Genomic DNA, 21,477 nt, shown 5'->3' with positions numbered 1-21,477 from the left:
CACTCCGGGCCACGCCCGGCCGTGATCGAGCACGTCCCGATGTTTGCTATGGTTTTCCGTGTCGGAGCGGCCACGGGCCGACCGGCAGACACCTGGTCCGGGTGGCGGAATGGCAGACGCGCTAGCTTGAGGTGCTAGTGCCCTTTATCGGGCGTGGGGGTTCAAGTCCCCCCTCGGACACCGACCATATCCCCAACTTGTGCGGGTCGAGCGTTGCCTCGGCCCGCACGAGCTGTCTTCCGGGCTCGTAGATCAGCTTGAGCCCGAGTTGCTGGTAGATCTCGGCCTTGTCCCGCGGCCCGGCGTCGGCGAGGGCGTCACGGATGGGGCCCAGCGGTTTGAGCATTGCGCGGATCTCGTCCTTGGTCATTCGGCGCTGGCCGGTGACCTGGCGTGACCGGCTGAGTGCTTCGGCGCGGTGGGCCTGGACCTCGGCGGTCCACTGGGCGACGAGTTTCGGGTCCGTTCCTGCTTCCAGGGCTTCGCGGTAGCGGGTGAGCTTGCTATCGCATTCGGCGATCACCCGTTCAGCGTCCTCTGCGTCTGGGGCGGGTGCAATGTCGGGTTGAGCGGCCTGCATATCGTCTCACCTTGATCATGCTTCAGGGCCCGCAGTCTCTGGCGGGACGGCATCTCGATCGTCCGGACGGCTTCCGCGTGAGATTCTCCGCCTGTGGCTACGGAGACCGAGGCGGAGGAGTTGTTGCACCAGCGCGGCTGGCGGACGGGATTGACGATCGCTGAAAGGGTGAACGCGTGGGCCGCCCTGGTGAGCGTCATCGAGTGCGGCTACGACGACGACATCTACGAGTACACCAACGACCTCTACTGCCGGAACTGGCTACACGAGGCATGGCTCCTGCTGGACGAACACATCGTCCAGCTCTGGACCCCGCGGATCAGATCTCTGGACGACCGGTACCGGGCCGCGACCGTCAACGACGACGGCCAAGCACTCGACCAGTTCCACCGACTGCCCGGGCCCGACCTGTGGTGGTGGCGGCGACACCCGCGCATCCTCACCGGAGACCTCGGGCGTTCGCTTCGCTCGGCCGGTGCCATCGGCACCGACCCTGACGCAGCATGATCCTCAGCCTCGCGGGATTACGGGACAACTCTTAGCTTGACTCTGTCGGGGATCTTGGAGTTGCCGAGGTCAGGTGCCCAGGGTGCGCCAGGATTTTGGCCTGGAGATCCCGCACCGGTCGAGGTAGCTCTGGAAGGCGGTCGGTCGTCGGGAAGGGGGTGCCTTCTCGGTTGGTGGGAGACCGCTGAGGCGCTCGATGTTGATGGCGATGGCCGTCAGGACGTGCTGGACGTGGGCTTTGCTCTGTCCACGGTAGCGACAGCGGCGCATGCCGTGTCCGTGGGCGAACTCGTTGACCGTGCCCTCCACTCCGGAGCGGACCGCATAGCGGGCCTTCCACTCGGGCGTCTGCTGCTCGGCACGGACGCGGAGTTGCAGGTCGCGGAGCTCGCGCGGGGGAAAGCCCACGGTGCGGGCGCTGTCGGCGGTGGTGGTGCACTGGGTGCGGGCCGGGCAGGGGCGGCACTGGCTCTTGGTGAACCGTGCCACGATCAGCGGGGCAGCGGTGGGCGAGGATGTCGGGCAGGGGCCGTGCCAGCCCGCGCTGACCTGGCCCTGGGGACAGGTGACCTGCCGAAGGTCGAAGTCGATGTGGAAGTCGTCCCGGGCGAAGCCCTCGCCTCGGCGGTGCTGGTGCGTGGGGTTGCTCTTCAGCGGCCCGGAGACGGTGACCTGGTGTTCACGGGCGGCTTGTTCCAGGTGGGGCAGGGAGGTGTAGCCGGCGTCGACCAGGTGCTCGGCGGGCAGCAGCCCGCGGCGGGACAGGCGAGTGTGGATGCCGGGCAGGACCTGGCTGTCGTGGGTGGTGGCCACGGTGGTGGCCACGTCCGTGATCACGTTGGGGCGGTCGGACGCGCAGGTCTCGGTCAGATGGGCGGCGAAGCCCCTCCAGCTGATGATGTGTCCGTGCCGTGCGTAGCGGGCTGAGGTGTCGTAGGGCGAGACGAGCGCCCGGGACGAGGGCGGTAGCCCGGGCCCGCCTTCCTTCTCGGCGGTGCGCCAGCGCAGGCGTCCTGCGGCGTCACGGTGGTAGTTCTGCACCATGATCTGGCGCAGGGCCTGGACGCGGGGACCGGACGTGCGGTGCGCTCCGCGCCGGTAGAGATGTTCCAGGAGCCGGACGCCGTCGTCTCCGGCGGCAAGAATCCTGGTCATGGGCTTGGTGGGGTTCTTGCCCAGGCGGACCGGCCGGCCGTAGCGGAGTCCCCAGTCCTCGTCGATGAGCTCGTCGAGCAGGTGAGGGGAGGTGCCGGCGACTTCTTCGAGTGCGGCGCGGACCGCCTCGGTGATCAGCTCCAGGCGGGTCAGGTCACGCACCGCGGCCAGGACGTGGGTGGAGTCGGTGCGCTGCGTGGTGCGCTCGCGCACCAGTCCGACCTCCTTGAGGCGGGCCAGTGAGGTCGAGGAGGCGGTCGGCACGGCCGTCCTCGGTGAGACGGGCGCGGAAGTCGGCCAGCACGCTGTGGTGGAAGCCGGGGTCATCCAGTTCCATGGCCGTCGCGTACTTGAAGTCGATGCGGCAGCGGACCGCCTCGGCGGCCTGCCGGTCCGACAGGCCGAGCAGGAACTGCAGTACGCAGACTGTGGCCAACTGAGCAGGCGAAAGCCCTGGACGTCCGTCCCTGGGGTACCAGTCGGCGAAGTCCTCGTCGCGCCACAGCCCGTCCAGCCGGTCACGCACCCATATCGCCGTCGTGCCACCCGGGTTGCTCGCCCGCGCGATCTGCGCGGTCAGAGGCGGAACGTGCTCACCGGAACGGGGGCGCAGGGATAACGGGCACCTCGACAGCTTCATCGGACGGCGGAACTACCCGAGCATGCCCGTCGACCATGCTGCCGCACCGGGAAACGCCAAGACCCCCGACAGAGTCAAGCTCAGATTCCGTGTCATTTCCTCAGCTCCCGCGTTCGATGCAAGACGCTCTGACGTCAGCCTCGGCGTGCTGCTTGCAGGGGTGTTTTGCTGCGGCGTGAGCGGTTGGCGGCAAGGATGTCGCGCAGGAATACACCGGTGTGACTGGCTTTCACCGTCGCGACGTCCTCGGGTGTGCCTTCAGCCACGAGAAGACCGCCGTCGGCGCCGCCTTCGGGTCCCAGGTCGATGATCCAGTCGGCGGTTTTGATCACGTCGAGGTTGTGCTCAATGACCATGACGGTGTTGCCTTTGTCCACGAGGCCGGAGAGAACCTTCAGCAGTCTGCGGATGTCTTCGAAGTGCAGGCCAATGGTTGGTTCGTCCAGGACGTAGACGGTGTGGCCGGTGGACCGCTTCTGGAGTTCGCTGGCGAGTTTGAGGCGTTGGGCCTCGCCGCCGGAAAGGGTTGTCGCGGGCTGTCCGAGCCGGATGTATCCGAGTCCGACTTCCTTCAGGGTGCGCAGGTGGCGGGAGATGGCTGGCATGGCTTCGAAGAAGTTGGTGGCCTCTTCGATCGTCATGTCCAGCACGTCGGCGATGGACTTTCCTCTGTAGCGGACTTCCAGGGTCTCCCGGTTGTAGCGGGCGCCGTGGCAGACCTCGCACGGGACATAGACGTCGGGGAGGAAGTTCATCTCGATCTTGATGGTGCCGTCGCCCGAGCAGTTCTCGCAGCGGCCGCCTTTGATGTTGAAGGAGAAGCGGCCGGGCTCGTAGCCGCGTACCTTCGCCTCGATGGTCTCCGCGAACAGTGCGCGGATGTGGTCGAAGACGCCGGTGTACGTGGCCGGGTTGGACCGTGGGGTGCGGCCGATGGGTGCCTGGGACACCTGCACGACCTTGTCGACCAGGTCATCGCCCTCTACGCGGGTGTGGCGTCCGGGGACGGTGGCGGCGCCGTTCAGTTCGCGGGCCAGGTAGGTGTAGAGGATGTCGTTGACCAGGGTTGACTTGCCGGATCCGGAGACGCCGGTGACGGCGGTGAACAGGCCCAGCGGGAAGGGCACGTCGATGTCCTGGAGGTTGTTCTCCCGAGCGCCGCGGACGACGAGCTGCCGTGAGGGGTCGCGTTCCCGGTGGGCGGCGGGGACGGGGATCGTCCTGCGGCCGGAGAGGTACTGGCCGGTGATGGAGGCTGGGTCGTCGAGCAGTCCCTCGAGGTGTCCGCTGTACACGATTTCGCCGCCGTGGTCGCCCGCGCCGGGGCCGACGTCGACGATCCAGTCGGCGATCTTGACGGTGTCCTCGTCGTGTTCGACCACGATGAGGGTGTTGCCCATGTCGCGGAGGCGGACGAGGGTTTCCATGAGCCGGTGGTTGTCCCGCTGGTGCAGGCCGATGGACGGCTCGTCGAGGACGTAGAGGACGCCGACGAGGCCGGAGCCGATCTGGGTGGCGAGTCGGATGCGCTGAGCTTCTCCGCCGGAGAGGGTGTCGGCGGCGCGGTTCAGTGACAGGTAGTCGAGGCCGACGTCGACCAGGAAGCGCTGACGCTCGTTGACCTCCCTGAGGATGCGATCGGCGATCTTCATCTCGCGTGGGGTGAGGTTCAGTTCTCCCAGAAAGATCGCGCAGTGGCCGATCTGCATGGAGGAGACCTCGGCGATCGACTTGCCTGCCAGAGTGACCGCCAGGCTGATCGGTTTAAGGCGGGCGCCGTGACAGGCGGGGCAGGGCACCTGGCGCATGTAGCCCTCGAAGCGTTCGCGGCCGGCGTCGCTCTCGGCGCTCTGGTGGCGCCGCTGCACGAACTGCACCGCGCCTTCGAAGGGCGTGGTGAAGTGGCGTTCGCGGCCGTACTGGGTGCGGTAGCGCACCTCGATCGGGGGCCGGTAGCCCTGGAGCAGGGCCTTCTTGGCCCGTTGCGGCAGGCGAGCGAAGGGGACGTCAGTGCGGAAGCGCAGAGCGTTGGCCAGGGCGTCGACTAGCCGGGCGAAGTGGGCTCTGGCGTGGCCGTGTGCCCAGGGGTGGATGGCCCCCTCCTCAAGCGACCTGTCCGGGTCGGGGACTACGAGCTCGGGGTCGACCTCCCTGCGCGTGCCGATGCCGGTGCACTCGGGGCAGGCGCCGTAGGGCGAGTTGAAGGAGAAGGAGCGCGGTTCCAGGTCCTCGAAAGAGAGGTCGTCGGTGGGGCAGTACAGGTGCTCTGACAGGATGCGTTCGCGTTCGGGGTCGTCGTCGGGCAGGTCGACGAACTCGAGCACGACCGTGCCGCCGGACAGTTTGAGGGCTGCCTCGACGGAGTCGGTGAGGCGGACCCTGGAGGATTTCTTCACCGTGAGGCGGTCGACGACCACGTCGATGGTGTGCTTCTGCTGCTTCCTCAGGTTCGGCGGCTGGGCGAGCGGGGTGACCTGTCCGTCGACCCGCGCGCGGGCGTAGCCCTTGGTGTGCAGCTCGTTGAAGAGCTCGGCGAACTTTCCCTTGCGGTCGCGGACGAGAGGGCACAGGACCTGGAAGCGGGTTCCGTCGGGAAGGGCGAGGATCTTGTCCACGATGTCCTGTGGCGACTGGCGCGAGATCGGCCGGCCGCACTCGGGGCAGTGCGGTCGGCCGACACGGGCGAACAGCAGCCGCAGGTAGTCGTAGACCTCGGTGATGGTGCCGACCGTGGAGCGGGGGTTGCGCGAGGTCGACTTCTGGTCGACGGAGACTGCGGGGGACAGGCCCTCGATGAAGTCCACGTCGGGCTTGTCCATCTGCCCGAGGAACTGGCGGGCGTACGAGGAGAGCGACTCCACGTAGCGGCGCTGGCCCTCGGCGAAGATGGTGTCGAAGGCCAGAGACGACTTACCCGATCCGGACAGGCCGGTGAAGACGATGAGGGAGTCGCGCGGAAGATCGAGCGAGACAGTCTTCAGGTTGTGCTCGCGCGCGCCACGGACGATGAGACGGTCAACCACGCCAGTCCGCACCTTTCTTCAGTGAAGTGACAGGCTCCCGGTGCTTCCTCAGGTTCGGGAAAGTGCTGAGTCTTACCAGCGTTGCCGCGGCTTGCTGGGTCAGGCGAGGTTCGACTCCTGCATGCTGCGCAGCTCCCTCTTCATCTCGTGGACCTCGTCGCGGAGCCGGGCGGCGAGCTCGAACTGCAGCTCGGCTGCCGCAGCGCGCGTGCGCTCCGTCAGTTCTTCGATCTGCTCGGCGAGCTGGGTTGCGGGACGTTCCGTGGCAACGGACACCGGAGAGGCGAGTTCGGTGAGCCGGCCTCCGAGTCCGGGCATCAGCGGCACGGTGACGCCTCCTGCTGCCTGCCGGTATCCCGTGGCAAGCAGGTGGTCGGTGTCGATCTCTTCGCTGGCGATCTGGGCCACGATGTCATTGATCTTCTTGCGCAGCGGCTGCGGGTCGATGCCGTTGGCCTCGTTGTACGCGATCTGCTTCTCGCGGCGCCGGTTGGTCTCGTCGATCGCCTTGCGCATCGCGGGGGTGATCCGGTCGGCGTACATGATGACCTGGCCCGAGACGTTCCGTGCGGCCCGGCCGATTGTCTGGATGAGCGCAGTACCGGAACGCAGGAACCCCTCCTTGTCGGCGTCGAGGATCGCGACCAGGGACACCTCGGGCAGGTCGAGGCCCTCGCGGAGCAGGTTGATGCCGATCAGCGCGTCGTACTCGCCTGCGCGCAGTTCACGCAGCAGTTCCACGCGGCGAAGGGTGTCGATATCGCTGTGCAGGTAGCGGCCCCGGATGCCGAGTTGTGTGAAGTGCTCGGTGAGATCCTCGGACATCTTCTTGGTGAGTGTGGTGACGAGGACCCGTTCGTCCCTCGCGGTGCGCGTGCGGATCTCGTCGACGAGATCGTCGATCTGGCCGTCGCTGGGCTTCACCACGACCTCAGGATCGAGCAGTCCGGTCGGCCGGATCACCTGCTCCACCACACCGTTGCTGCGGGAGAGCTCGTACGCCCCGGGAGTCGCCGAGAGGTACACGGTCTGGCCCACCCGCTCCCGGAATTCCTCCCACGTCAGGGGGCGGTTGTCCAGGGCGGAGGGCAGCCGGAAGCCGTGTTCGATCAGGATGCGCTTGCGGGCGGCGTCGCCCTCGCACATCGCGCCGATTTGCGGGACGGTGACGTGGGACTCGTCGATGACCAGCAGGAAGTCTTCCGGGAAGTAGTCCAGCAGGGTGTTACCCGGTGTTCCTGGGGAGCGGCCGTCGAAGTGCATGGAGTAGTTCTCCACGCCGGCCGAGGTGCCGGTCTCGCGGAGCATCTCAATGTCGTAGGTGGTGCGCATCCGCAGCCGCTGAGCCTCCAGGTGCTTATCCTGCTTCTCCAGTTCGGCCAGGCGCTGGGTGAGCTCCGCTTCGATGCCGTCGATGGCCCGCTCCAACCGCTCGCGGCCCGCGATGTAGTGGGAGGCGGGGAAGACGTGCACCTGCTCTTCCTCACCAACAACCTCGCCGGTGATGGGGTTCAGCGTGGTCAGCGCTTCGATCTCGTCCCCGAACATCTCGATGCGGATGGCGAGTTCTTCGTAGACGGGAAAAATCTCGACGGTGTCGCCATGGACCCGGAAGGTGCCGCGGGCGAAGGACGTGTCGTTGCGCGAGTACTGGTTGTCGACGCATCGGCGCAGGAGCTCGTCGCGGTCGATCTCATCGCCGACCCGCAGCGGAATCATCCGGTCTACATACTCCTGCGGGGTGCCCAGGCCATAGATCGTGGAAACGGAGGCAACCACGATCACATCTCTACGAGTGAGCAGGGAGTTCGTCGCCGAATGACGCAGCCGCTCCACCTCGTCATTGACGGAGGAGTCCTTCTCGATATAGGTGTCCGTCTGCGGGATGTACGCTTCGGGTTGGTAATAGTCGTAGTAGGAAACAAAATACTCGACTGCGTTGTTCGGCAGTCGCTCCCGGAATTCGTTGGCCAGTTGGGCGGCCAGCGTCTTGTTCGGGGCTATTACGAGGGTGGGACGCTGAAGCTTCTCGATCATCCAAGCGGTGGTGGCAGACTTGCCGGTGCCGGTCGCACCGAGCAGCACCACATCCTTCTCACCGGCGTCGATGTGTCTGGTCAGGTCAGCGATTGCCGCCGGCTGATCGCCGCTGGGCCGGTAGGGGCTGACGACCTCGAAGGGAGCCCCTGTACGTTCAATATCAGAGACAGGACGCATGAAATCACTGTAAGGCCGGCACGGGTGAAGGGCTCGGCCAGAGAATCCCTGAGAGGAGCGGGAGATTCTCCGCGCACCCGCGCGGAGAAGAGGGGTAGCCCACGGGCGTGACGTCATGGGCCGGTCCCTAAAAGCGCCGACCGGTCTGCTGGGCCATTTTCAGAGAATGTCTGCACTTCCGCAACCGGAAAGCCCGGCACCGCCCGCCGCACCACCGGACACGGACCATAACGAGCTGATCCCGGTACGTGATGCCAGTGAATAGAGAGGCCGGCTCGTCAGGCCCCGCGCAAGGCCATCTCGGGTACAGGACCCACGGCCGGGCCCCGATCCCGAGGAGCCCGTCAGCGGTCGGTGATGGATGCGCGTTCCTGCGCCGCCCGGACGGACTCAGTGAGCGTGGCGAGATCGTACGCTCCACGGTGCAGCCGGCCGTTGACGAAGAACGTCGGACTGCCGACGGCACTGCTGCGGTCGGCGGACTCGACGTCCTCCGCCACGCGGGAGGCGATGGCGTGGGTCCTGAGGTCTCGCTGGAACTTCTTCAGGTCCAGGCCGAGGTCCTCGGCATGGCGCAGCAGGTCCTGGGGGCTGAGCTCGCCCTGGTGGGAGAGCAGGGCGTCGTGCATCGGCCAGAAGGCGTCCTGCCGGGCCGCCGCTTCGGACGCCTCCGCGGCGAGCTGTGCACAGGGGTGGACATCGTCGAGCGGCAGGTGACGCCATACGAACCGGATGTCTCCTTCGACGTCGTCACGGAGCTGGCGCATCATGGGCTCGGCCTGGGCGCAGTAGGGGCACTCGAAGTCGCCGTACTTGACGACGGTGACGGGGGCGTTCAGGGGGCCGCGGATGTGGTCGCGTTCCTCGTCCACCGGTGCGACGAGATCAATGATGCTCTCCCCGGTCCCCATGAGCGCACGGACGCGTCCCGTCTGAGGCAGCGCGCGGATGGCCATAGTGATCAACCAGGTGAGGGCGAAGGAGAAGGGGATGGTGGCGAGGATGCCGTACTTGGCCTGGGTGAGCTGCTCCTCGTTGAAAGCGAGAGCGGCGATGAGGAGCGACACGGTGAAAGCGGCGCCGGACGCGCTGCTGCCGGCCAGGACAGCGCCCCAGCCCACCTGCGGCTGCAGACGGCCACGGCTGACCCACGTGGTGAGTGCTGCGCACAGGACGATGCCGAGCGGCTTTCCCAGAACGAAAGCGATCAGAATGCCGAGCGTGATCGGAGCGGTCAGAGCGTCCGTGAAGCCGGCCCAGGTGATGTGGATCCCCGCGTTGGCCAGGGCGAAGAGAGGCACGATGACGTAGCTGGTCCAGGGGTGGAAGATCTGTTCCAGGCGTTCGTTGGGCGAGATCACCGTCGCGAGGCCCTGGCGCAGTGAGCGCTCGAGTTCTGGGGTGGGCTGTTCCCTGAAAAGCCGGAACTGGCCGCTGGTGCGTTCCAGGTCCGTGCGCGAGGCGGGGTAGGCGTAGGTGATCATGGCGAGCACCAGGCCGGTCACGACCGGGTCGACGCCGGACTTGAGGAGCGCAACCCACATCGCCACGGCGAGGACGACGTATGGGACGCTGTGGCGTACCCCCGCGCGGCGGATGCACAGAACCGCGACAAAGATGGCCAGGGCGACCAGCAGCGCCGGGCACGAGAGGCTGCTGCTGTAGACGAACGCGATAACGGCGAGGGCCACGATGTCGTCGACGATGGCCACGGTCAGCAGGAAGGTGCGCAGAGCCTCGGGCAGCCGCTTGCCGAGTAGCGCCAAGGTGCCCAGGGCGAAGGCTGTGTCGGTCGACATGGCCACGCCCCAGCCGCTGCCGGCATCGGTGGTGGCAGCGAATCCCAGGAAGATCAGAACGGGAACGCCCATCCCTGTCAGGCCGGCGAGGAGTGGCAGGGTCATACGGCTTCTCTGCCGCAGCTCACCCATGTCGAACTCGCGCCGTGCCTCAAGCCCGACCACAAAGAAGAAGGCGGCCATCAACCCACTGTTGACCCACTCGCGCAGTTCCAGATCGACGCCGCCGGAACCCAGCTGCACGGACAGCGACGTTTCCCAGAAGTGCTCGTAGGAGCCGGAGGAGACATTGGCCCACACGAGCGCGGCGACGGAAGCAACGATGAGGGCGACGGCGCTGCCGGTTTCGGTGCGCAAGAAGTCGCGCAGGGGCGAGTGCTGGCTCTCGGAACGCACAGTTTGTCCGATGCCCTGAGGGCCGGCAGGTGGGAGTGTGGTGGTGTTCATGTTCCGTCTCTGCCTGTCTGATGCGCAAGGCACGGTGTGCAATGAGCATTACAGAGCTCCTGACCATGCGCAGTGCTCACGGCTGTGCTCGGTCCCGCACCGAGGCGAGCGGGCGTTGCTCGTCCCGGAGCGGATCCTGGACGGCTCGGGGGTCTTGCTCCATGCCGCCCACCGAGGCAGGGCCGTTCACGGCTCGTGGCAGCAAGGTGAGCGGCACGGGCCGGGAACTCCAGCCGTCAGTGCCCGCGGGCGATCCATCCGTCCAAGTGCCCGCTCTCGGACCCGATGGTGGTGGAGCCGCCGTGGCCGGTGTGCACGGCGACCGCCGGCGGGAGAGTGAGCAGCTTGCCCCCGATGGAATCGATAATGGTCGGGAAGTGCGAGAAGGAGCGTCCGGTTGCGCCCGGCCCTCCCCGGAAGAGCGTGTCGCCGGAGAACACCGCGTTGAGCGCCGGAGCGTAGAGGCAGACCGCTCCCGGGGAGTGGCCGGGGGTGTGCAGGACCTTGAAAGAGGTTCCGGCGAGCACCAGTATTTGGTGATCGGCCAGGTCCCCGTCGGGAAGCCGGTCCGGATGGGTCTGCTTCCACAATGGGAGGTCGTCGGGGTGCAGCAGGATCGGTGCGCCGGTGGCCTCGGCCAGGGCGGGGGCCGCGTCGATGTGGTCGTTGTGCGCGTGCGTGCAGATGATCGCGCGCAGCGTACGGCCCTTGAGCGCGGCCTCGATCGCCAAGGCATCGTGTGCGGCGTCGATGACGACCGCCTCGGAGTCGTTACCGACGATCCAGACGTTGTTGTCGACGTCCCATTCGCCCCCGTCGAGAGCGAACGTCCCGGAGGTGACCAGGTGGTCGATGCAGGCCGCCATCAGAACACCATCACCGAGCGCAAAACCTCGCCGTCGTGCATCCGCTGGAACGCCTCCTCGACGTCGGCGATGCCGATCGTCTCGGTGACAAACGCGTCGAGGTCGAGGCGTCCCTGCAGGTGCAGGTCGACCAGCATCGGGAAGTCGCGGGAGGGCAGGCAGTCCCCGTACCAGGCCGACTTCAGGGAGCCGCCGCGGTCGAACACGTCGAGGAGCGGCAGTTCCAGTGAGAGGTCCGGGTTGGGGACACCGACCAGGACGACCGTGCCGGCCAGGTCGCGGGCGTAGAACGCCTGACGGTAGGTCTCGGGGTGGCCGACCGCGTCGATGACGACGTCGGCACCGTGGCCACCGGTGAGCGCACGGATCTCTCCGACTGCGGAGGCGGTGTGAGAGTTCACGGTGTGGGTGGCGCCCATCGACTTGGCCATCTCCAGCTTGCGGTCGTCGATGTCCACCGCGATGATCTTTGCCGCGCCGGCCAGCTTGGCTCCGGCGATCGCCGCGTCGCCGACGCCGCCGCAGCCGATGACGGCCACGGAGTCGCCTCTGCCGACCTGGCCCGTGTTGATGGCGGCACCGATGCCCGCCATCACGCCACAGCCGAGCAGCCCTGCGACGACGGGGGAGACCCTGGGGTCGACCTTGGTGCATTGGCCGGCCGCCACGAGGGTTTTCTCGGCGAACGCGCCGATGCCAAGGGCCGGCGTGAGCTCCGTGCCGTCCTTCAAAGTCATCTTCTGCTTCGCGTTGTGGGTGTTGAAGCAGTACCAGGGGCGTCCGCGTCGACAGGAACGGCACTGCCCGCACACCGCGCGCCAGTTGAGGATGACGAAGTCGCCGGGGGCGACGTCAGTGGCGCCCTCGCCGACGGACTCCACCACGCCTGCGGCCTCATGGCCGAGCAGGAACGGGAAGTCATCGCCGATGCCGCCCTGCTTGTAGTGAAGGTCCGTATGGCACACGCCGCACGCCTGGATCTGCACGACGGCCTCGCCGTGGCCGGGATCCGGCACGGTGATCGTCTCCACCCGGACTGGCTCGTTCCTGCCCGGGGCGATGACTGCCTGGACTTGCTGGGGCACGTTGCTCACCTTGCTTGTTGTGATCGTTCGAAAGGGTCCTGTGCCGGCCCAGGTCAGGGACGACTGATCAGGGCGCGCAGGGACGCCGCTGCCGCTGCAGGGTCCTCCGCGCTGTAGATCGCACTACCGGCCACCGCTATCTGGGCCCCGGAGTTCTGAACCGCCGCGATGGTGGATGCGCTGACACCACCGGCGACGAACACCGCCCCCAGCGCGTGTCCTTCCATCGCGCGCACGGCCTTGTTCGGGACGTTGATGAGGTCAACGACCACGCCCTTGGAAGCGGCGCGGGCAGCGGTGACCGCACCGCTGATGGTGGAGTCGTCGGCCGTTCCTAGCACGGTGACCAGGTCGGCGGCGGCGTCGAAGGCGAGTCGCGCCTCGAGTTCACGATGACGGACATGCTCTCGCTCTCGATCAACGGGGTGCCCAGTTCGATGACATCGACATAGGGAGCGACCTGACCGGCCAGCCGCAGAGCGGCACCGGTGTTCAGGAGGTCCATGGCTACCTGCAAACGCATGATGGTGTTTCCCTCCAGCTGAGTCGCCCGGAGATCTCCCAGGCGTTCGTGGTGCTGCGGGTGCTTTCCGCGGCGGTCATTCAAGATTGCTGTGGCGGGCCCACAGCTCGTCGGCCGTGAGACCGCTGCGCTGCCAGAGCGCGTGGAACAGCCCGTCTCCGAGGAGCCACAGCACCTGCTCGAACAAGCTGCCGGCGTACTGGGACGAGGACTGTGCGGACCGGTCCCGCTTCTCGGCCGCGGGTACGACCAGAACCGTCGGCGCCAGGGACGCCAGGGGCGAGTGCGGAGCAGCAGTGATGACCGCCACCTCGACCCCCGCTGCGATGGCGGACCGGGCCGCAGCCAGCGCTGAGGGGGTGCGTCCCGACCCTGAGGCGATCAGCAGGCGGTCCCCCGCCGCGATGGCCGGTGCCGTCGCGTCACCGACGGCATGGACGCAGAGCCCGAGGTGCATCAGCCGCATGGCCAGGGCCCGCAGAGCGATGCCCGATCGTCCCTGCCCAAGAATGAAGACCCTCGACGCCGCAGTCGTGGCGGAGAGCAGACCTTCGGCTTCCCCGGGGTCAACGGCCTCGACCACCCGGGCCGCCTCCGCCACTACCAGAGCACTGCTGTCCTTCCACGACAGCAGCACGGGAAGAGGCGATTCCAAGAGCATTTCGTTCACACACCGAGCATCCTCAACGGACGGGTAGTCGTCAGCCAACCTTCGGGGCAACTTACCTACCCATCCAGGTAGGTGCTGTGACATGCTGAAGCGGTGATGGATGCCATTTCAACGCAGATGGGCACAGAGCTGGCCGCCCGTTTGAACATGGTGGCGACAGCCTCGCTACAGGGCGTGGCCGACCGACTGCACGCGGCCCTCGACAACGTGTGGCCGCACAACGCGCTGGTGATCTTCACCGAGGACTGCACCGGACGCCCCCGCAAGAAGGCCGGCGACCCGGAGATCACGAAGAACGTGACCATCGCCGAGCTTGCGGCCCTGCGTGAGCGGGCAGCAGGCGGCCAGTGGATCGGGCGCGCGGAGTTCGGCGGACTGCCCCGCAACGTGGCGGTGCTGGGAGATGACACGGGGGCCGTGCTCGTCCTCTGCCCCGTGCAAGAACTCCCGGGCGAAGACCGCGCGGTCCACGCACGGATCGTGTGGAGCGTTGCAGCCGCCTGCATCGCCCGGCAAGTTGCCGAGGCAGCACCCGACTATCTGCAGAAATCGCGTGCAGTCACCAGCGAGAGACTCCGGGTAACTGCCGAGCTCACGGACCGGCACGTCACCGACCTGGAGTCCGTGCTCGCCGCCCTGCGCAGCAGAGACCTCGACGATGCCCGAGCCCGCGCCCAGGCGATCGACCTCGCCGCCGACGCACTGATCCGCACCAGGAGCGGAGCAGACCTGGCCGCCTTCATCGCCGAGGAGCCGGTTACCCGCGCCTTCGAACGCCTCAAGAGCCACCTGCGCCCCCTGAGCCGCTACGAAGCACTGCACATACAGTTCATCGAACCGCCGGCAGACGGCCGCGCGCTTCCCGGAGAAGTCGCACATGCCGCACGAGCCATCGTGCGCAGCGCCGTCCTCCTGATGCGCGACCAGGAAGAAGTGACCCGCATCCGGGTCCAATGGAACTGCGACGGAAGGAACCTGCTCGTCTCCGTACGAGACGACGGCCCCGGCAGCATGGACAGCTCCGGCCCCGCACTGCGGCAACTCGCTGCCCGAGCCACAGCGCTGGGCGGCCGCCTCGACCTGGAAGCGGTAGAGAACTGGGGCTCCCGCCTCGAAGTGCAGATCCCGCTCGACCCCCCGGACACCTCCGAACAGCCCACCGAATTGTGGGGCCTGGCTCCCCGGGAAGCGGAAGTCCTCCGACTACTAGCCTCCGGGCGCCGAAACCGACAGATCGCCGCGCAACTGGGCATCAGCGAGAACACCGTCAAGTTTCACACCAGCCAGATCTACCACAAGCTCGGCGTCACCTCCCGAGCCGCCGCAGCCGCCCTTGCCGCCGAGGCCGGCATGCGATGACGTCGTCGCGAGTGCGCTGATGATCCGATGCTCAAAGATGTCTCGATCCACGCTTTCGGAAGTCCGCTCCATGCAGCCGTGAGCCCATCGTCACGTCAGTCCCGAGGGTTGGCCAGGCAGATCTCCGGGCTCGGGAGAGGAATGGGACTTCAGATCGTTGACCGCACACCCCCTCCCTGACCCGGATCCTCGATCGGTATCAGCCGCGCTGCATCAGCAAGTTGGTGACCGCGGTGCAGCGCGAGAGTGCAGCCGAATCACCGACGGGTTGTCCGTGGGGCCTGTCGATTCGTGAGTTGCCGCGGTCGATGTCGGTCATCGGTCCAGGCACTGGCAGAGCCAACCCAGCCCGAGGACTACCGGAGATTCAGAACAGGGCCGGAGGAGGATCATCCGGCGGCGGTCCCGGGCCAGCCCGGCACTCGTTCTCGATCCAGCGGCAGATGAGGTCGACGACGTGCTCCCGCTCGCTCAGCTCGTGTCCCTTGGCGATCCCGTGGTTAATCTGCAGCAGGTGCGGCAGCAGGTCGCCGTGGCGTGCTGGGCTCGGAAGATGGGGTGGCCTCCCCAGGGGGTCTGCCTGCCGTCCTTCACCTGGTGGGCCGGGGCGAGGCGGGTGTCGATGAGCTCACGAGCGTACCGCCGAACGGCGTCCATGCTACGAGAGACGACGTATTCACTCTCGGGCGGTCGGAAGTGGAACTTAACGCGGAAGGGGATCCAGGCGATCCATGCCAGTGAGACATCCAGCCGGTCCTGCTCCATGGCTCCACTTGTCCTCTCACCGTCTGCAGACGCGCCCGAGGACGTCACGTCTCCAGGCCCGGGATGACCGGGGCAGCCGGTCCTTCCGTGATGCCAGCCTCCCTGTACTCGCCGGGGGTCATGCCAGCCACCGCCCGGAAGGCGCGGTAGAACTGCACCGAGCTGGAGAAACCCGTCTCCAACGCGATCGTGGAGACCTGCTTGCCCGGCTGTGTCCGCAGCATCACCCGGGCGCGCTCGAGCCGCAGGGACCGTAGGCGCCCCATGGCAGACTCGCCCGTGCCCTCGAAGAGGCGGAACAGGGTGCGGCGGGAGACGTGCAGGCCCGCGGCGATGCCGTCGGCGTCCAGATCGGGGTCCGCCAGATGCACGCGCATGTAGGCCAGCGCCTCGGCGCGGCGCAGCGACTCGGGCATCCCGCACTGACCGGGGGCGGTCAGGCCGATGAGGGATGTTCCCAGCGCGGTCGCCTGGGGCTCGAGGCGGTGCGCGCCGAGGCGGTCCCCGTCCTGGCGCTGCGCGAGGTTCACGAAGAACGCTGCCACCGCGCCCATCGCCCCGCCGCAGTCGAACGTCCTGGCGAGCAGGTCGTCGCTGCGGCTCATGCCGGCCAGGGAGAATGCCTTGTCGGCGGGCAGCTCGAGGACGACCTGCTCGTAGTACTCCTTCGCGGACAGGGAGAAGGGCAGGGCACTGTCGTAGATCACCAGCGAGCCGGGAGTCGCGAGCGTCCGACGTCCCGCCTGTTCGACGAGCAAGTTTCCACTCAGCTGGAACAGGAGGTACAGGTACTCCTCGTCCTCCCGGCCCTGCGCGATGTCGCTGGCCGAGCGTCGGACCTTCTCGGGTCGGGCCCGCTTGGTGGACAGACGGAAATCCGCGTACTGGCCCAGCCTGATCTCGCCTCCGAATGCGCTGCCGACCGGGTCCGTCCTGACCGCCACGTAGGCTTCCCGCCTGGCCTGACGCCAATAGTCGACCTCGTCGCCCCGCGGACAGCTACGGGTGGAGAAAGACGTCAGGCGCGGCAGCACCAGGCCATCCTGTGCCATGGCCATGCCCTCCTCTTGACTGCTCCGCGCCGATCTGCCCGAGGCTCACGGCCTCCTGTCCCAGCGTACGTCGCAGGCTCCTCCAGGGCCTTTCGTCGACCGATGCGGGCCAGGCTGGGGTCCGGCCCGCAGCCTGCCCGAACGGGGACTGCGGGCCGGGGAGGGCGGGTCTCAGGCGGGAATGAGGCCGTGGGGGTCGATGATGAACTTGTCGGACACTCCCGTGTCGAAGGTCGCGTAAGCGTCGGGGGTGTCGTCGAGGCTGATCACCTTCGTGTCGAGCATGGCGCTCAAGTAGGGCATGCGGTCCCACAGGATCGCCATCATCAGCTCGCGGTTGTAGTGCATGATCGGTGCCTGTCCGGCGGTGATCCGCGGCGACTTGATCCACGCCTTGCCGAAGTCGATCGGGAACGTTCCCTCTTGCTCGGCCTTCGACTGCGCGAGCGGGTCGGGACCGTAGACGCCGATGACGCCGGTGGCTCCGCCCGCGCGGGTGGCGTCGATCACCTGGTTGATGGCGTAGGCCGGATTCATGTCCTTGGCGTCACGGCCGATGCCGTGTGCCTCGGAGCCGACGTAGTCGACCGCGCAGTCGACCATGGGTTCGCCCAGGATGGCCTCGATCTGGTCGGTGAGCGTTGCGTCCTGGTTCAGGTCGATCGTCTCGCAGCCGTTCTTCTTCATCAGCTCCAGACGGCCCTTGTGGTAGTCGCCGACGATGATGCAGGACGCCCCAAGGAGGCGCGCCGCCGCCGCGCCGCAGCGGCCGACCGGACCGGCGCCGGCGAGGTACACGGTCGAGCCCGGCTTGGCACCGGCCTCCATGAGACCGTGGAACGCGGTGGGCAGGATGTCCGAGAGCAGCGCCAGGTCACGGATCTTGGCCATGGCCTGGTCCCTGTCCGGGAAGCGCAGGAGCTGGAAGTCGGCGTACGGGACGAACAGGTACTCGGCCTGGCCGCCGGTCCAGTCGCCCAGGTTGAAGCCGTACGCTCCGCAGGCCACTTTGGGGTTCGTGGTCTCGCAGACGTCGGTCCGGCGCGCCCTGCAGTTGCGGCATCGGCCGCAGGCGACGTTGAACGGAACGGAGACGAGGTCGCCTTTGCTGAGGAACTCGACGTCGGGGCCGACCTCGATGACCTCCCCGGTCATCTCGTGCCCCATCACCATGCCCTGGGGCACCGGAAAGGACCCGCGGTAGATGTGCAGGTCGCTACCGCAGATGTTGGTGGCGACGATCCTGAGGATGACTCCGTGCGGAGCCTTCTTCCCGTTCGGCATCTGAAGCTTCGGGAAGTCGAGAGACTCGACGCGCATGTCCTTCGGGTTCTGGAAGGTGACGGCGCGGTTGCTGCTTGCCATGACGATCTCCTCTGCTGATCCAGGAGGACTCGGCCGTGGGAGTGTCGGCGGTCACTTCGGTGGCTTTGCGACCTCGGCGACTTTCCCAACGTAGGGCTGCCACCCAAGGTATGCACGCCGGAATCGGAGCCTCTATGCCCTGCGTGCCATCGCACTAACACTGCGTGCCACGATCCCGGCCAAGCACGTCATCTCCAATCCGGACAGGTCCGCGCGTTGTTAGCTTTTGAGGCATGACCGACGCAGCAGCACCCGCTCTCCGGGCGCCCTCGGCCGTTCAGGCCGACGTCCGGGTGAGGGGCGCTCGAGAGCACAATCTCAAGGACGTGAACCTGACGGTCCCGCGCGACGCAACGGTGGTCTTCACCGGCGTCTCGGGGTCGGGCAAGTCTTCCCTCGCCTTCGGCACCCTCTACGCGGAGTCGCAGCGGCGCTACCTGGAGTCGGTGGCCCCGTATGCCAGGCGGCTGATCGACCAGGCCGGCGTCCCCGACGTCGACTCGATCACCGGGATGCCTCCGGCCGTCGCCCTGCAGCAGCGGCGCGGAGGGCGCAGCGCCCGCTCGTCGGTGGGCAGCCTCACCACGCTCTCGTCCCTGGTGCGCATGCTCTACTCGCGCGCCGGCGACTACCCGGACGACCAGCCGATGCTCTACGCCGAGGACTTCTCCGCCAACACCGTCCAGGGAGCCTGCCCGCAGTGCCACGGCATCGGCCGCGTGTACGAGGTAACCGAGCAGAAGATGGTGCCGGATCCCTCCCTCACGATTCGCCAGCGTGCGATCGCCTCTTGGCCGGCGGCCTGGCACGGCCACCAGTTGCGCGACGTCCTCGTGGCGCTCGGCTACGACGTCGACATCCCTTGGAAGCGGCTGCCGAAGAAGGACCGGGAATGGATCCTCTACACCGACGAGGCCCCCTCCGTCCCCGTCCATTCCAGGCTCACGCTCCCCGAGGCGCGCGTCGCGATCAAGGCCGGCGTCGAGCCGAGCTACCAGGGCACATTCGTCGGGGCGCGCCGCTACGTGCTCGACACCTTCGCCAACACCAAGAGCGCCTCGATGAAGCGCCGCGTCGCCCAGTTTCTCGACGCGGCCCCGTGCCCGTCCTGCCACGGCAAGCGGCTGAAGCCCGAAGCCCTGACCGTGACCTTCGAGGGGCTCGACATCGCCGAGTTCTCGGGCCTGCCGCTGCGGGAGCTCGCCTCGCTGCTGGACCTGGCCGTCGCGGACGCCTCGCAGCAGGTGAACGCCGCCGTCAAAACAGAGCCCCCCGGCGAGGCCCTCCACGCCGACGCGCGCCGTCAGGCCGTTCAGCAACGCGTCGCCGCCGGCGGATCCGCCCACACAGCTGCGCCCGACGTACGCCGCACCCCGAACCGGTCGGTCGAGAAGCTGGCCACGACGGCGCGCCTGGGCGCAGAGCTGATCGACCGCCTGCGCCCCGTCATCGACCTGGGACTCGGCTACCTCTCCCTGGACCGCACCACCCCCACGCTCTCGGGCGGCGAACTGCAGCGCCTGCGGCTGGCCACCCAGCTGACCTCGGAGCTCTTCGGCGTCGTATATGTGCTCGACGAGCCCTCAGCGGGGCTGCACCCGCAGGACGTGACCGCGCTGCTCGGGATCCTCGACGGGCTCAAGCGCCGGGGCAACAGCCTGTTCGTCGTCGAGCACTCCGTCGACGTGATGCGGCACGCCGACTGGCTCGTCGACATCGGCCCTGGCGCGGGCGAGCGTGGCGGCCGGATCATCTACAGCGGCCCGACCGACGGCCTCGCCGACGTCGAAGAATCGGTGACCCGCGGGTACCTCTTCGGCGGCAGCGGTCTCGACCCGCACTCGCCGCGCCGGCCAAGCGGATGGATCGAGTTCAACGGCGTCACCCGCAACAACCTGCGGGACGTATCCGTGTCGATCCCCATGGGTGCCCTCACCGCCGTGACCGGTGTATCCGGATCGGGCAAGTCGAGCCTGGTCAGCCAGGCACTGCCCGCGCTGCTCACCGAGCGCCTGGGGGGCGCCGTGCACGTCGATGAGGCCCCCGAGGACGACGAGCTGCTCTTGGACGATTCTGCCGGCAGGCTCAAGGGCGCGATCGAGGGGGATCTGGCTGGCGTACGCCGCGTGGTCAGCATCGACCAGAAGCCCATCGGCCGCACGCCTCGCTCCAACGTAGCCACCTACACGGGCCTGTTCGACCATGTACGCAGCCGCTTCGCGCAGACACCTCAAGCACGCTCCCGTGGCTACAAGCCCGGCCGGTTCTCCTTCAACGTCACCAGCGGCCGTTGCCCGACCTGCGAGGGCGAGGGTTCGGTAATGGTCGAGCTCCTCTTCCTTCCCTCGGTCTACACCGAGTGTCCGGACTGCCACGGCACCCGCTACAAAACCAGCACCCTGGAGATCACCTGGCATGACCGGAACATCGCCCAGATCCTCGCGATGAGCGTAGAGGAAGCCCACGCGTTCTTCACCGGCGAGCAAGAGATCCTACGGTCCCTGTCCGCGCTGATCGACGTGGGACTCGGCTACCTGCGGCTCGGGCAGCCCGCCACCGAACTCTCCGGCGGGGAGGCCCAGCGCGTCAAGCTCGCCAGCGAGTTGCAGCGCGCCCAGCGCGGAGACACCCTCTACGTGCTCGACGAGCCGACCTCGGGATTGCACTGCGCCGATGCCGACCGTCTCGTCACCCATCTGCAGACCCTCGTCGAAGCGGGCAACACCGTCGTGATGGTCGCGCTGGACATGCGCGTCGTCGCTGCGGCCGACCACGTCATCGACCTCGGGCCCGGAGCGGGGGAGGACGGCGGCACCGTCGTCGCCAGCGGCACCCCGGCGCAGGTCGCCGAAGGAGGCGTTGGGGCGTCGGCAAAGTACCTCACCGTCGCGCTCGGACTGTTCGACGTACGTGGTGACGACCAGGGGGCCGGTGTGATCACCTAACTGCTCGGCGATGGTGTGGTCGCGGGTGGGAACCAGGGTGCGGTCCACGATGAGCACGGTGTCCTTGGCGAACCGCTCGCGGGGCTGGAGCGCGAGCATCGGCCCAAGATGGTCGATGATCCGGTCAGCCGCCGACTTGGACACTCCAAACAGCGGAGCGAGCTGTCGCATGGTCAGGTTCGTGCGCCAGTAGGCCGCAACCAGCAGAGCACGGTCCTCCAACGGAAGACTCCACGGCCGGCCTCTCCGGATCGCGTCCACACCACGGCGCCGCAGAACCGTTACCAGCTTCCCGAAGGCGCGAGGACTCAACCCGGAGAACGGGGCTATCCAGGAAGATTCCGACGCCGTGATCACACCAGCCACACCAAGATCGTTCCACGATATATGGCCGGCGGTTTGGTCCGCCCCTCAGCTCCCGCTCAGCGGAGACGTCCACGCGGGATCATGTTGGGATCTCCTCGTAAGGTGCGCCAGCA

Annotated in this window: 16 protein-coding genes, 1 tRNA gene and 1 pseudogene; 4 read left to right on the top strand and 14 right to left on the bottom strand. The window is 67.4% G+C overall.

From position 1 onward, the window contains the following. Positions 1-95 precede the first annotated feature (95 nt). Together VT50_RS31160 and VT50_RS31150 are read left to right on the top strand one after the other, a co-directional pair. Positions 96-180, top strand: a tRNA-Leu gene (locus tag VT50_RS31160). A gap of 493 nt (positions 181-673) precedes the next feature. Further along, on the top strand, positions 674-1,087 hold the full coding sequence (locus tag VT50_RS31150; RefSeq protein WP_046089736.1) for a hypothetical protein: 414 nt from the start codon (positions 674-676) through the stop codon (positions 1,085-1,087). Between the two features lie 69 nt (positions 1,088-1,156). Here the strand turns inward: VT50_RS31150 and VT50_RS31145 are convergent, their stop codons facing one another. From VT50_RS31145 to hxlB, 10 genes are all read right to left on the bottom strand, one after another. Next, a complete protein-coding gene (locus VT50_RS31145) occupies positions 1,157-2,455 on the bottom strand; it encodes a transposase (protein ID WP_240529382.1) in 1,299 nt (432 codons plus the stop codon). Beyond that, positions 2,397-2,768: a transposase gene (locus VT50_RS40710; protein WP_240529381.1), complete on the bottom strand. Its 372-nt coding sequence runs from the start codon at positions 2,766-2,768 to the stop codon at positions 2,397-2,399. The genes VT50_RS31145 and VT50_RS40710 overlap by 59 nt, the downstream gene beginning before the upstream one ends. 248 nt (positions 2,769-3,016) lie before the next feature. After that, positions 3,017-5,905 (bottom strand): excinuclease ABC subunit UvrA, encoded by a 2,889-nt coding sequence (gene uvrA, locus VT50_RS31140; RefSeq protein WP_078840952.1) that lies wholly within the window; start codon positions 5,903-5,905, stop codon positions 3,017-3,019. Between the two features lie 99 nt (positions 5,906-6,004). After that, the gene (uvrB, locus tag VT50_RS31135; protein WP_046089737.1) at positions 6,005-8,122 is read right to left on the bottom strand and encodes an excinuclease ABC subunit UvrB; all 2,118 of its coding nucleotides are present in this window, start codon (positions 8,120-8,122) and stop codon (positions 6,005-6,007) included. Between the two features lie 344 nt (positions 8,123-8,466). Further along, positions 8,467-10,368: a Na+/H+ antiporter NhaA gene (nhaA, locus tag VT50_RS31130; RefSeq protein ID WP_046089738.1), complete on the bottom strand. Its 1,902-nt coding sequence runs from the start codon at positions 10,366-10,368 to the stop codon at positions 8,467-8,469. Positions 10,369-10,604: 236 nt separating this feature from the next. Then, positions 10,605-11,234: an MBL fold metallo-hydrolase gene (locus VT50_RS31125; protein ID WP_046089739.1), complete on the bottom strand. Its 630-nt coding sequence runs from the start codon at positions 11,232-11,234 to the stop codon at positions 10,605-10,607. Then, positions 11,234-12,319 (bottom strand): S-(hydroxymethyl)mycothiol dehydrogenase, encoded by a 1,086-nt coding sequence (locus tag VT50_RS31120; RefSeq protein WP_046089740.1) that lies wholly within the window; start codon positions 12,317-12,319, stop codon positions 11,234-11,236. Before VT50_RS31120 ends, VT50_RS31125 begins: the two co-directional genes overlap by 1 nt. Before the next feature lie 53 nt (positions 12,320-12,372). After that, positions 12,373-12,660 carry a beta/alpha barrel domain-containing protein gene (locus VT50_RS40070; RefSeq protein ID WP_206269513.1) on the bottom strand — a complete coding sequence of 96 codons (288 nt, stop codon included), beginning with the start codon at positions 12,658-12,660 and terminating at the stop codon, positions 12,373-12,375. After that, complete coding sequence (locus tag VT50_RS40065) at positions 12,654-12,842, bottom strand: orotidine 5'-phosphate decarboxylase / HUMPS family protein (protein ID WP_206269512.1); 189 nt, start codon at positions 12,840-12,842, stop codon at positions 12,654-12,656. The genes VT50_RS40070 and VT50_RS40065 overlap by 7 nt, the downstream gene beginning before the upstream one ends. 76 nt (positions 12,843-12,918) lie before the next feature. Beyond that, positions 12,919-13,503: a 6-phospho-3-hexuloisomerase gene (gene hxlB / locus VT50_RS31110; protein ID WP_046089741.1), complete on the bottom strand. Its 585-nt coding sequence runs from the start codon at positions 13,501-13,503 to the stop codon at positions 12,919-12,921. Positions 13,504-13,608: 105 nt separating this feature from the next. Between hxlB and VT50_RS31105 the strand changes: the two genes are divergently transcribed. Then, positions 13,609-14,871 carry a helix-turn-helix transcriptional regulator gene (locus tag VT50_RS31105; protein ID WP_078840953.1) on the top strand — a complete coding sequence of 421 codons (1,263 nt, stop codon included), beginning with the start codon at positions 13,609-13,611 and terminating at the stop codon, positions 14,869-14,871. 471 nt (positions 14,872-15,342) lie between these two features. Here the strand turns inward: VT50_RS31105 and VT50_RS40705 are convergent, their stop codons facing one another. The 3 genes from VT50_RS40705 to VT50_RS31090 form a co-directional block, all read right to left on the bottom strand. Next, complete coding sequence (locus VT50_RS40705) at positions 15,343-15,528, bottom strand: DUF4186 family protein (protein WP_240529380.1); 186 nt, start codon at positions 15,526-15,528, stop codon at positions 15,343-15,345. Between the two features lie 152 nt (positions 15,529-15,680). After that, entirely contained in the window at positions 15,681-16,688 is a 1,008-nt protein-coding gene (locus tag VT50_RS31095; RefSeq protein WP_206269511.1) for a helix-turn-helix domain-containing protein, read from the bottom strand. Between the two features lie 171 nt (positions 16,689-16,859). Then, on the bottom strand, positions 16,860-18,053 hold the full coding sequence (locus tag VT50_RS31090) for an alcohol dehydrogenase catalytic domain-containing protein (protein ID WP_046089743.1): 1,194 nt from the start codon (positions 18,051-18,053) through the stop codon (positions 16,860-16,862). Between the two features lie 233 nt (positions 18,054-18,286). Here VT50_RS31090 and VT50_RS40700 point away from each other — a divergent pair, with 233 nt between their 5' ends. Further along, positions 18,287-20,998 carry an excinuclease ABC subunit UvrA gene (locus VT50_RS40700; protein WP_046089744.1) on the top strand — a complete coding sequence of 904 codons (2,712 nt, stop codon included), beginning with the start codon at positions 18,287-18,289 and terminating at the stop codon, positions 20,996-20,998. On the opposite strand, the pseudogene VT50_RS31080 reads toward VT50_RS40700, so the two are convergent. Beyond that, positions 20,999-21,364 (bottom strand): annotated as a pseudogene (locus VT50_RS31080) (transposase family protein); the annotation flags it as partial. Positions 21,365-21,477: the final 113 nt, after the last annotated feature.

Source organism: Streptomyces antioxidans, from assembly GCF_000968685.2.
In the GTDB taxonomy this organism is placed as follows: domain Bacteria; phylum Actinomycetota; class Actinomycetes; order Streptomycetales; family Streptomycetaceae; genus Streptomyces; species Streptomyces antioxidans.
Note: the sequence above shows the minus strand (reverse complement) of the source record. Positions and strands in the feature narration are given on the sequence as shown.